The sequence below is a fragment of the Pseudomonas citronellolis genome (assembly GCF_029335315.1).
GTDB classification, from domain to species: Bacteria; Pseudomonadota; Gammaproteobacteria; order Pseudomonadales; family Pseudomonadaceae; genus Pseudomonas; species Pseudomonas citronellolis_A.
Window position 1 is genome coordinate 1 of sequence record NZ_JARJLT010000140.1, and the last position, 11,015, is coordinate 11,015.

Genomic DNA, 11,015 nt, shown 5'->3' on the forward strand with positions numbered 1-11,015 from the left:
CCTGTGGATATCCGCCGTCGGGCATGGAAACGGCGGATAACGCCTGAGGCGTTATGCGCCCTACGATTCTTGGGGCGGAAAGTCCCTGGGTCCCCGCGTTCGCGGGGATGACGAGGTGGGTGAAGCGTCTCCGCGTCAGAAGTTGCGCCCCAGGTTCAGGTACAGCGCGTGCTCGTCGGCGTCGTTCAGGCCGTAGCTGAACGACAGCGGCCCCAGCGGCGTCTCGAAGCCGAGCATGATGCTCATGGCGTTGATGTAGCCGGTGTTGTAGCTGTTGTCGTTGTTCCACACGCGGCCGCGTTCCAGGCTGCCGCCGAGGTAGAAGGGGAAGTCCAGCGGCAGGAACGAGCGCTCGGTCATGCGCCGGTAGTAGATCACCCGGCCGAGGCTGTAGTTCTGCCCGGCCAGGGCGTCCTGGCGGAAGCCGGAGAGCTCGCGCGCGCCGCCGAGCAGGAAGCTCGATACCACCACTTCGGCGTCGTCCAGGGTGCGCCCGTAGCCGCCGCCCAGCACCCAGGTGTTCGGCCCGCTGCTCAGCGCCTTGTCCAGGCGCAGCTGCCATTGCCGGTAGCGGTCGTCGTCGCCCAGCGACGGGGTGTGTTCGCGGAAGCTGGCCTGGATGTCCTCGCCCTCGCGGGGGAAGTCGACGTTGTCGACGGTGTCGAAGGAGTACTTCAGCTCGGCGTAGCCTTCGTTGAAGTGGAAGTCCGGCAGGTCCTGCTGGCCCACGCGCACGTCGGCCTTGCCGAAGGCCTGGGCGGCGCCCAGGCGGATCTCGCCGTTGTTGGCGATCTGCCGGCCGACGTTGAGGCCGTAGCCGTAGCGCTCCAGGCGGTATTCGGCGATGGGGTCGTCGTTGTCGGTGGCCTCGACGTTGCGCGCCTCGTTGAACACGTAGGGCGCGACGAAGTAGCGCGAACCGGCGTCCAGCGGCTGGTAGAACTCGCTGTACAGCTCCTGCTGGTCGCCGACCTGCAGGCGCGTCAGCCACTCCGCGCCGTAGCGGTTGATGCCGTTGACCCGGTAGCTGGCGCCGACGTTGAAGGTGCTGTCGCCGCGCAGGTCGTCGGAGAGGTTCAGGCCCAGGCGCAGGAAGTCGGTGCCGCTGCGCTTGCCCAGGGCGTGGATGACCAGGGCGTTGCCGTCCTTGTCGTGGACCACGCGGTACTGCACCTGGTCGAAGTAGTCCAGGCCGTAGAGGGTACTCATGTCGCTCTGCAGGCGGTCGAGGTCGAGCGGCTGGCCCAGCGGCTGGCGGATGTAGTGGCGGATCACGTCGTCGCTGACCTTGGAGTCGTTCTCCACGCGGATGCTGGCGATCACCGGGGTGCGCTCGTTGGGCAGGCGCGCCGCCGCCAGCGCCACCGCCTCGGCGTCCTGCGGCTTGCGCAGCGCGGCCAGGCGCGGGGCGAGGATGCTGGTGGCGCGGTAGCCGGCGTCGATCAGCTGCGGCACGCGGCCGAAATCGGTAGAGCTGTAGCCGCTGAGCGGCGGCTGGATCAGCACGTCGTCGGCCTTCAGGGTGGCCAGCTGCGCCTCGGAGTTCTTGCGGGTCATCAGGGTGACCGACTGGTTGAGCATGTCGACCACCGTGGCCAGCTGCTTGCGCTCCAGCAGCGGGTTGCCGATGTCCACCACTATGACCACGTCGACGCCCATCTGCCGCGCCACGTCCACCGGGATGTTATCGACCATGCCGCCGTCCACCAGCAGCTTGCCGTCCATTTCCACCGGGGCGAACACCGCCGGGATCGACATGCTGGCGCGGATCGCCAGGGGCAGGTGGCCATGGTCGAACACCACCTTCTCGCCGCTGGAGATGTCGGTGGCCACGGCGCGGAAGGGGATGGCCAGCTTGTTGAAGTCGCGGGTGCCGCTGGTGTGCACCAGCAGGCTCTCCAGCAGCATGGTCAGGTTCTGGCCCTGGATGGCGCCCAGCGGCAGGCCGAGGGTGCCGTCGTCGCGGAAACTGAGTTTCTGCTTGATGAGGAAGTCGCGGTCGTCCTGCTTGCGGCGGAAGGGCACGTCGACCCTGGGCGGCGAGTCCGACAGCGCCTGCTGCCAGTCGAGGTCGAGGGCGATGCGCTCCAGTTCCTTGGGCGTGTAGCCGGCGGCGTAGAGCCCGCCGATCACCGCGCCCATGCTGGTGCCGGCGATGGCGTCGATGTGGATGCCCTGCTCGTCGAGGGCCTTGAGCACGCCGATGTGGGCCAGGCCACGGGCGGCGCCGCCGGAGAGCACCAGGCCGATCTTCGGCGGATTGCCGGCGGCCAGGGCGGAGAGGGGCAACAGCAGCAGGAGGGCGTACAGCAGTCGGCGCATGGGGCGGGTCCGATCGGGCTTCCAGCCGGCTATTATAGGCATCCCAGCCCGAGGACCCTGCCCGATGAGCCAACCCAGAGCGGAAATCGTCATCACCTATTGCACCCAGTGCCAGTGGCTGCTGCGCGCCGCCTGGCTGGCCCAGGAACTGCTCAGCACCTTCGCCGACGACCTCGCCCGGGTCAGCCTCGAACCCGGCACCGGCGGGGTGTTCCGCATCACCTGCGACGGCGAGCAGATCTGGGAGCGCAAGGCCGACGGCGGCTTCCCCGAGGCCAAGGTGCTCAAGCAGCGGGTGCGCGACCGCATCGACCCGCAACGTGACCTGGGCCATAACGACCGACCGTGACCGCCGATTCGTGTCAAATTGTTAGCAAGCTATCTTTTCCTGCCTTGTATCAAAGGCCGAGGGCGACGCTCGGAATAACCTGAGGGCAATCCATTCTCCACAGGGGAGTGTTCCCTCATGAGCATCATCGTCACCGGAGCCGCCGGGTTCATCGGCAGCAACCTCGTCAAGGCGCTGAACCTGCGCGGTGAAACCGACATCATCGCCGTCGACGACCTGACCGAGGGCGACAAATTCCGCAACCTCGCCGACTGCGACATCAGCGATTACCTGGACAAGCGCGACTTCGTCGAACGCTACGCCAGGGGCGGCTTCGGCGTGGTCCGCGCGCTGTTCCACCAGGGCGCCTGCTCCAGCACCATGGAGTGCGACGGGCGCTACATGATGGACAACAACTACCGCTACAGCTGCGACCTGCTGGACGCCAGCCAGAAGCTCGGCGTGCCCTTCCTCTACGCCTCCTCGGCGGCGGTCTACGGCGGTGGCCGCGACTTCCGCGAGCTGCGCGAGTACGAGCAGCCGCTGAACGTCTATGGCTATTCCAAGTTCCTCTTCGACCAGCGCGTGCGCCGGGCGCTGCCGCAGGCCCGCAGCCAGATCGTCGGGCTGCGCTACTTCAACGTCTACGGCCCGCGCGAGCAGCACAAGGGGCGCATGGCCTCGGTGGCCTTCCACTGCTTCGAGCAGTATCGCGCCAGCGGCAAGGTGCAGTTGTTCGGCGAATATGGCGACTATCCCGCCGGCGGCCACCTGCGCGATTTCGTCTCGGTGGAGGACGTCGCCCGGGTCAACCTGCACTTCCTCGACAACCCCGGCCGCAGCGGCATCTTCAACCTCGGCAGCGGCCGTGCGCAGCCCTTCAACGACGTAGCCATGGCGGTGATCAACACACTGCGCGCGCAAGACGACCAGCAGCCGCTGAGCCTGGAGCAGGCCGTCGCCCAGGGCGTGCTGGAGTACAGCGAGTTCCCCGACAGCCTGCGCGGCAAGTACCAGTGCTACACCTGCGCCGACATCGCCTTCCTGCGCGAAGCCGGCTACCGCGCGCCGATGCTGGGCGTGGAAGAGGGCGTGGCGCGCTACTGCCAGTGGCTGCTGGCGCGCGGCGCCTGAAGCCATTGTATTGGGGGTTTTACCAAGTCTTTACCAAGCGCTGACAGCGGCGGGGCTTCGACCTTGCGATCATAGGCACCATGCACAACGGGCGGCGCGCCGCCCGCGTAACAGGGGTGTTTTGTAGATGTCCTCGCGCTTGGTGTGGAAGTCGATCGCCGCGGCACTGGCCTTGAGCCTGTCCGCCGTTGCTCTTGCCGGCCCGCCCGGCTACGGCCCGGGGCCTGGTCCCGGACCGGGTCCGTATCATGGCTGGGGTCCCGGTCATGGCCATGGCCTGCCGGATTACGCCCGCTCGTTGTGGATCGGCAGCGCGCTCTACTTCGTGGCTGCCGGCACCTACTACCTGTGGAACGCCGACCGCCGCCAGTACGTGGTGGTCGAGCCGCCGCCGGCGGTGCAGCAGGCCCCGGTGGGCGTGAGCTACGACGTGATCGCCTACCCGGCGCGCGGGCAGACGCCCGACCAGCAGAGCCGCGATCGCTACGAGTGCCATACCTGGGCCGTTGGCCAGAGCGGCTTCGACCCGGCGGTGGCCAACCAGGCGCCCCAGGTCGGCGTCGCCGACACCTACCGGCGGGCCCTTGGCGCCTGCCTGAACGGGCGTGGCTACAGCGTCAACTGATTCAACCGGCCAATGCGCCGGAACCTACAGGCCGCTTCGCAGGCCATCGTGCGGTGATTCCTTGGCAATCCCTCCCCAGGGCAAGGATTCGGGTTACGCATGCTGCGGGGCGGCCTTCTTTTTTGCCTGCAAGGGCGGCCCAGGGTGTTTGCGTCCGGGCTTGTCGTAGGGTGGATAACCGTTCGCGGTTATCCGCCGCGGCCTGAGTTCCGGTATCGGCGGATAACGCCTGGGGCGTTAGCGCCCTACGCGGCACTGCGCGCGCTGAGGAAGGTGGCGAAGATGATCAGCGCGCCACCGGCGAGCATGCGCAGGCTTGGCTGTTCGCCGAACAGCACGGCGGCGAAGGCGATGCCGTAGACCGGCTCCAGGGCGAAGATCACCGCCGCCGTGCGCGCCTTGATCAGCTGCAGGCTGGCGACGAACAGGCTGTGCGCCACGCCCGTGCAGAGCACCCCCAGCAGCACCAGCCAGAACCAGTCCAGCGCGCGCACTGCCGGCAGCTCGAACGCCGCCAGGGGCAGCAGGCAGACGATGATCGTGAGGTTCTGCGCGAAGGCCGAGAGGATCGGGTCCAGGCCGCGCACGCTGGCGCGGTTGGCCAGCGACAGCAGGGCGAACAGCAGGCCCGAGACGATGCCCCAGAACAGCCCTGCGGTGGCGCCCTGGCTGAAGTCCAGGTTCGGCGTCACCAGCACCAGGCCCAGGCACACCAGGCCCACCACCAGGTACTCCAGGCGGCGGATGCGTTCGCGGAACAGCAGCCCTTCGAGCAGCACGGTGAAGGCCGGGAAGCTGGCGAAGCCAAGGGTGGCCACGGCGACGTTGCCGACCTTCACCGCGAGGAAGAAGGTCAACCAGTGCGCGCACAGCAGCAGTCCGCTGCCGGCCAGCGCCGCGGCCTGGCGCAGGCTCGGCCGTGGCTGCGCCGCCAGGTGCGCGCCGAAGGCGCCGCCCAGGGCCAGCACGCCGAACAGCGCGCGGCCGAAGACGATCACCAGCGGGCCGGCGAGGATGAGTTTGCCGAAGATGCCGGTCAGGCCGAACATCAGGGCGCCGATGTGCAGGCCGATCAGGGCCGAACGGGGCGTGAGGCGGGGAACGCGCATTGCTTCTCGGATCGTGGTTGGTTGTCTGGCGGGAAACGTCTCAGGCGAGGCGCGCGCCGTTGGGCAGCGGCTTGTCGAAACCGGCCAGCACCACCTTGTCGTCGTTGTCGTAGACGCCGGTGACCAGCACCTCGGAGCGCACCCCGGCGATCGACTTGGGCGCGAAGTTGCACACGCACAGGACCTGGCGCCCGAGCAGTTCGTCGAGGCCGTAGTGCGCGGTGATCTGCGCGCTGGAGGTCTTCAGCCCGAGCGGGCCGAGGTCGACCTGGAGGATGTACGCCGGCTTGCGCGCCTTGGTGTTGGGTTCGGCGTGGACGATGGTGCCCACGCGCAGTTCGACGCGCTCGAAGTCCTGCCACTCGATGGTTTCTGCCGACATCGCCGATCTCCTCCGCTCTTCTGCTCGATGATGGCCGGCAGTCTAGGGCGTGGGCGGGCTTTTGTCTGTCGAGCGACTAGCGGGAATTGTCGCGCGTCTCGCGGCGCAGCTGCCGTGGCGTGCTGCCGAACTGGCGGACCAGGGCGGCGGTGAACGCGCTCTGCGAGGCGTAGCCGACCCGCGCGGCGATCTCGCCGACCGCCAGGTGGGTGGAAGCGAGCAACTCGCGGCCCAGTTGCAGGCGGCGCTGGCGCACGTAGTCCATCGGCGTCTGCCCGGTCTCGGCGAGGAAGCGGGCGTGGAAACGCGCCGCCGACAGCCCGGCCAGCCGCGCCAGGTCGGCGACCTGCAGCGGGTGCCCGGCGTGGCGGTCGATGTAGCTGTCGAGGCTGGCCAGCGGGAGCCGCGCCGGCTCTTCCGCCGCGTGCATGCCGGCGAGGCTGGCGAGCAGCAGCAGGGCGCCCTGGCGGGCGATCACCGGGTCCTGCAGGGGGCTGGCGGCCAGCCAGTGCACCAGTTGCCCCTGGGCGGGGTTGAGGGTCAGCGCGGCGGGGCGTTCGAGCAGCCGGCGGATGCTCTGCGCGTGCTCGCCGAGGCCACGCAGCAGCAGGTCTTCGTCTTCCAGGTCGAACACCAGGCACTGGCTGCCGCCGGGTGCGGCGCAGGCGTGGTGGGTGTCGCGCGGGACCACCGCCAGGCGCTGGCGGCCGACCTGGCTGCCCAGGCCGCCGACTTCGAACTCCAGGCTGCCGGACAGGCCCAGGACCAGCTGCGCGTGGTCGTGGCTGTGGGCGAGGTGTTCGTGGCTGTAGCGGCGCAGGGAGAGGATCTGGCTCATGGCGGGCTCCGAAGGCAGGTGCCCAGTCTAGCGCGACCCGGGCTGTCACGGGACTGTCGCGCGGCCGTCATGAGCGGGTCACCGGCTGGCCGGAGAATCGACTAAACCCCGCGGAGCACGCCAATGACCAGCGCCCAGCGCCTGACCCCGACGAAAAAACAACGGGTGCGCACCCTGTGGATATCCGACGTCCACCTGGGCACGCGCGATTGCCAGGCCGAACACCTGGCGGCTTTCCTCAAGCGCTACCACGCCGAGCGCATCTACCTGGTCGGCGACATCATCGACGGCTGGAAACTGCGCGGCGGCATCTACTGGCCCCAGGCGCACACCAACGTCATCCGCCGCCTGCTGACCATGAGCAAGCGCGGCACCGAGGTGATCTACGTCACCGGCAACCACGACGAATTCCTGCGCCGCTACTCCTCGCTGCTGCTGGGCAACATCCGCCTGGTCGACGAGATCGAGCACACCACCGCCGACGGCCGCCGCCTGCTGGTGATCCACGGCGACCAGTTCGACGTCATCACCCGCTACCACCGCTGGCTGGCGTTCCTCGGCGACTCCGCCTACGAGTTCACCCTGACCCTCAACCGCTGGCTGAACCACTGGCGCAGCCGCTATGGCTACGGCTACTGGTCGCTGTCGGCGTACCTCAAGCACAAGGTCAAGACCGCGGTTAACTTCATCAGCGACTTCGAGGAGGCCATCGCCCACGAGGTGCACAGGCGTGGCCTCAACGGTGTGGTCTGCGGGCACATCCACCATGCGGAAATTCGCCGTATCGGCGAGGTCGAGTACCTCAACTGCGGCGACTGGGTGGAGTCCTGCAGCGCGCTGATCGAGCACTGGGACGGCAGCATCCAGCTCTATCGGCTGGCCGAGGAGCAGGCCCAGCAGGCCGCCGAGCTGGTCGTCGCCGAGCCGGCGGCATGAGGCTGCTGATCGTCACCGACGCCTGGGCGCCGCAGGTCAACGGGGTGGTCACCAGCCTGCGCGCGCTGGTCGCCGAACTGGAAAGCCTGGGGCACCAGGTGCGCCTGCTGTCGCCGGCGGAGTTCCGCAGCCGGCCCTGCCCGAGCTACCCGGAAATCCCCCTGGCCTGGGACCTGTGGAAGGTCGGGTCGGCCATCGAGGCGTTCGCCCCGGACTGCGTGCACCTGGCTACCGAAGGCCCGCTGGGCTGGGCCGCGCGGCGTTGGCTGGTACGTCGCGGGCTGGCCTTCACCACGGCCATCCACACGCGTTTCCCGGAGTACCTGAACAATCGCTGGGCCTGGCTGCCGCTGTCCTTCGGCTACGCCGTGCTGCGCCGCTTCCATGCGCCCAGCGCGGCGGTGCTGGTGAGCAGCGAGCGCATGCGCGGCGCCTTCGCCGACTGGGGCGTGCGGGCCCTGGAGCTGTGGCGCAAGGGCGTCGACACCACACAGTTCCAGGTAGGGCCGGGACCCGCCGTGGGCCCGGTGTTCCTCTACGTCGGTCGCCTGGCGCCGGAGAAGAACCTGGAAGCCTTCCTCGAACTGGAGTTGCCGGGGCTCAAGCGGGTGGTCGGCGACGGCCCGCTGCGCGCCGAATTGCAGGCGCGTTATCCCCAGGTGGAGTTCCTCGGCTACCGGCATGGCGAGGCGCTGACCGAAATCTATCGCACGGCCAGCGCGCTGGTGTTCCCATCGCGCACCGATACCCTCGGCCTGGTGATGTACGAGGCCCTGGCCTGCGGCACGCCGGTGGCGGCGTTCCCGGTGCCGGGGCCGCTGGATGTGTTGCAGGATGGCGTCACCGGGGCCATCGACGTCGACCTGCGCAAGGCCTGCCTGCGCGCCCTGCTGCTGGAACGCAGGGCCTGCGCCGAATGGGCCGCCGGGCAAGCCTGGCGCTATTCGGCGCAGCAGTTCCTGGCCTTGCAGCGCCCGTTGGGCGAGCCGGGCGCGCTACCTGCGGGCGAAGCCCTGGCCGACTAGTGGAACAGGTCGCGGTCGCCGTCCAGGCTCTGGTCCACCAGCCATTTGCCGTGGGCGATCGAGGCGTGCTGGGCGGCGTCCAGGTCGGCCAGGAAGGCCATCTTCGTCGGCAGCGCCTGGCGCCGCGTGGTGCGCCCGTCCGGGGCGGTGATCTGGCAGCCGGCGGCGAAGGGCGTCGGCAAGCCCGGATGCTCGAAGACGCGGGCGATGATGGTGTGGTCGCGGTGGGTGCATTGCAGGCTTTGCATGGTGCGGACCTCGCTGTGCGGGGCCAGGGGCGCCGCCCGCGCCTTCACGGCGCCAGGCGCCGCTCTGGCGGGGCTGTCCCGCCGGGCGGCGGGGCCTGTGCATTGCGTCACCCCACCATAGAACAGCGCGCCGCTCGCGCAAGGAGGGGGCGACGAAGGGCGCCACCGGTCTTTTCTTCCGCCGCGCCCGGCCCCAGACTGTCGGGCATGCCGATCTACCGACTTTCCCGTCTCAGCGAACTGCCGTCCGGCCAGTGGGACGCCCTGCTGCCCGACGCCCAGCCGTTCCTTCGCCACGCCTTCCTTTCCAGCCTGGAGGACAGTGGCAGCGTTACCGCGCGCACAGGTTGGCGCCCGGCGCACCACGTGCTGCGCGATGACGCCGGCCAGCCGCGCGCGGCGCTGCCGGCCTACGTGAAGGCGCATTCCTACGGCGAATACGTGTTCGACTGGGGCTGGGCCGAGGCCTGCCAGCGCGCCGGCATCCGCTACTACCCCAAGCTGCTGGTGGGCGTGCCGTTCTCGCCGGTGAGCGGCGCGCGCCTGCTGGGCGAGGCGGACGCCATCGGCGAGTTGCTGGAGGTGTTGGGCGAGGGGTGCGAAGAGGGCCTGTGGTCGGGCGTGCACGTGAACTTCACCGACCCGCGCGCGGACGCGCTGATCGCCGCGCAGGACGGCTGGATGGAGCGCCTGGGTTGCCAGTACCACTGGTTCAACCGGGATTACCGGGACTTCCAGGACTTCCTCGACGCCCTGGCCTCGCGCAAGCGCAAGCAATTGCGCAAGGAGCGCGAACAGGTCGCCGGGCAGGGCATGGAGTTCCGCTGGCTGGAAGGGCCGGAGCTGACCGAGGCCGACTGGGACTTCGTCTATGCCTGCTACGCCAGCACTTACGAGGTGCGCGGCCAGGCGCCGTACCTGACGCGGGAGTTCTTCAGCCTGCTGGCCGAGCGCATGGGCGCGGCGATTCGCGTGGTCTTCGCTCGCCGCCACGGCCGGCCGGTGGCCATGGCCTTCAGCCTGGTGGATGGCGACACCCTCTACGGGCGCTACTGGGGCTGCCTGGCGGACTACGACCGCCTGCACTTCGAGACCTGCTTCTACCAGGGCCTGGACTACGCGCTGGCCGCCGGGCTGCGCCGCTTCGACGCCGGCGCCCAGGGCGAGCACAAGCTGATCCGTGGCTTCGAACCGGTAATCACGCGCTCCTGGCACCGTCTCGGGCACCCGGGGCTGCGCGCCGCGGTGGCGGACTTCCTCGGCCAGGAGCGCGCCGGCATTCGCGCCTACGCCGAAGAGGCGAGGGCGGCGTTGCCGTATCGGCAGGCGGAGTAGGCTGGTGCAGTGAAAGATCGGCCCCCGGTCGCTACAACAGGCTCGCGGGGTTGGCCAAGTCGACCAGGGGCCGATGCCGGGTCGGGGCTCAGGCGTGGCTAGCCTGACCGCCCCATTCGAGGAAGCGTACGCGGTGCGTCTCGCCCTCGTGGTCCTGGTACACCAGGTAGGCGGGGACCATGCCCACCTTGTGCGAGTTGTCGGTACGGTGCAGGACCTTGTCGATGTCCAGTTGCATGCCGTAGTGGTACTCGACCGGGGTGATCTCGGCGCCGGGCTCCTTGAGCGCGTCCTGCGCGAAGGCCATGGGAGCGAGGCTGGAAATTACCGCCGATACGACAGAAGCAATCTTCATTCTGGTGGTCCTCATAGCGAGTGGGATGTAGCCCCGCCCTGGAGCGCTGGCATCGGATGTCTGTCGTCGGGTCCGGGTCGGACAGGGGTCGATGCTGCAGGCGTCCACCGCTTGGCGGGGCGTGGGACAGATATGACCATCGAACCACCCCGCGCGAGAAATTGATGTGCTTGCTAATGATCATCGACCGGGGTGATGCGGCGTCTTGTCGCAGGCTCCGACGCGAGGCTTAACGTTCCATTAACGCGTGGCCGGCATTCACGCCGGCCAGTCGCGGCGCCAATGCTCGCAGTCGCCGCGGCAGCTGCCGGGGCAGGCGCAGCCGTTGCGGCTGCGGCCGGTGGCGCGCTCCATGCGTCGCGCCACCTCCTCGTCGTC

12 protein-coding genes are annotated in these 11,015 nt (G+C 69.0%); 6 read left to right on the plus strand and 6 right to left on the minus strand.

Annotated features, from left to right (window positions below):
- Nucleotides 1–135: 135 nt before the first annotated feature.
- Nucleotides 136–2,322 carry a patatin-like phospholipase family protein gene (locus P3W75_RS11755; protein ID WP_276227521.1) on the minus strand — a complete coding sequence of 729 codons (2,187 nt, stop codon included), beginning with the start codon at nucleotides 2,320–2,322 and terminating at the stop codon, nucleotides 136–138.
- Between the two features lie 64 nt (nucleotides 2,323–2,386).
- Here P3W75_RS11755 and P3W75_RS11760 point away from each other — a divergent pair, with 64 nt between their 5' ends.
- The 3 genes from P3W75_RS11760 to P3W75_RS11770 all read left to right on the plus strand — a co-directional run bounded on the left by P3W75_RS11760 (nucleotide 2,387) and on the right by P3W75_RS11770 (nucleotide 4,409).
- Nucleotides 2,387–2,671 carry a SelT/SelW/SelH family protein gene (locus tag P3W75_RS11760; RefSeq protein WP_009620440.1) on the plus strand — a complete coding sequence of 95 codons (285 nt, stop codon included), beginning with the start codon at nucleotides 2,387–2,389 and terminating at the stop codon, nucleotides 2,669–2,671.
- Between the two features lie 117 nt (nucleotides 2,672–2,788).
- Nucleotides 2,789–3,784 (plus strand): ADP-glyceromanno-heptose 6-epimerase, encoded by a 996-nt coding sequence (rfaD, locus tag P3W75_RS11765; protein ID WP_276227522.1) that lies wholly within the window; start codon nucleotides 2,789–2,791, stop codon nucleotides 3,782–3,784.
- A gap of 127 nt (nucleotides 3,785–3,911) precedes the next feature.
- Complete coding sequence (locus P3W75_RS11770) at nucleotides 3,912–4,409, plus strand: hypothetical protein (protein WP_276227523.1); 498 nt, start codon at nucleotides 3,912–3,914, stop codon at nucleotides 4,407–4,409.
- A 245-nt stretch (nucleotides 4,410–4,654) separates the two neighbouring features.
- On the opposite strand, the gene P3W75_RS11775 is transcribed toward P3W75_RS11770, so the two are convergent.
- The 3 genes from P3W75_RS11775 to P3W75_RS11785 form a co-directional block, all read right to left on the minus strand.
- On the minus strand, nucleotides 4,655–5,518 hold the full coding sequence (locus tag P3W75_RS11775) for a DMT family transporter (protein WP_276227524.1): 864 nt from the start codon (nucleotides 5,516–5,518) through the stop codon (nucleotides 4,655–4,657).
- Nucleotides 5,519–5,558: 40 nt separating this feature from the next.
- Entirely contained in the window at nucleotides 5,559–5,900 is a 342-nt protein-coding gene (locus tag P3W75_RS11780) for a tRNA-binding protein (protein ID WP_276227525.1), read from the minus strand.
- Nucleotides 5,901–5,976: 76 nt separating this feature from the next.
- A complete protein-coding gene (locus P3W75_RS11785) occupies nucleotides 5,977–6,738 on the minus strand; it encodes a helix-turn-helix transcriptional regulator (protein ID WP_276227526.1) in 762 nt (253 codons plus the stop codon).
- Between the two features lie 123 nt (nucleotides 6,739–6,861).
- On the opposite strand from P3W75_RS11785, the gene P3W75_RS11790 reads away from it, so the two are divergent.
- Nucleotides 6,862–7,674: a UDP-2,3-diacylglucosamine diphosphatase gene (locus tag P3W75_RS11790; RefSeq protein WP_276227527.1), complete on the plus strand. Its 813-nt coding sequence runs from the start codon at nucleotides 6,862–6,864 to the stop codon at nucleotides 7,672–7,674.
- Nucleotides 7,671–8,699 (plus strand): glycosyltransferase family 4 protein, encoded by a 1,029-nt coding sequence (locus P3W75_RS11795; protein WP_276227528.1) that lies wholly within the window; start codon nucleotides 7,671–7,673, stop codon nucleotides 8,697–8,699. Before P3W75_RS11790 ends, P3W75_RS11795 begins: the two co-directional genes overlap by 4 nt.
- Here the strand turns inward: P3W75_RS11795 and P3W75_RS11800 are convergent.
- Nucleotides 8,696–8,947 carry a hypothetical protein gene (locus P3W75_RS11800; protein ID WP_276227529.1) on the minus strand — a complete coding sequence of 84 codons (252 nt, stop codon included), beginning with the start codon at nucleotides 8,945–8,947 and terminating at the stop codon, nucleotides 8,696–8,698. The genes P3W75_RS11795 and P3W75_RS11800 overlap by 4 nt on opposite strands.
- Before the next feature lie 207 nt (nucleotides 8,948–9,154).
- On the opposite strand from P3W75_RS11800, the gene P3W75_RS11805 reads away from it, so the two are divergent.
- Nucleotides 9,155–10,282, plus strand: coding sequence for a GNAT family N-acetyltransferase (locus P3W75_RS11805; protein WP_276227530.1), 1,128 nt, complete (start codon nucleotides 9,155–9,157; stop codon nucleotides 10,280–10,282).
- 88 nt (nucleotides 10,283–10,370) lie between these two features.
- On the opposite strand, the gene P3W75_RS11810 is transcribed toward P3W75_RS11805, so the two are convergent.
- The gene (locus P3W75_RS11810) at nucleotides 10,371–10,637 is read right to left on the minus strand and encodes a DUF2790 domain-containing protein (RefSeq protein ID WP_276227531.1); all 267 of its coding nucleotides are present in this window, start codon (nucleotides 10,635–10,637) and stop codon (nucleotides 10,371–10,373) included.
- Nucleotides 10,638–11,015: the final 378 nt, after the last annotated feature.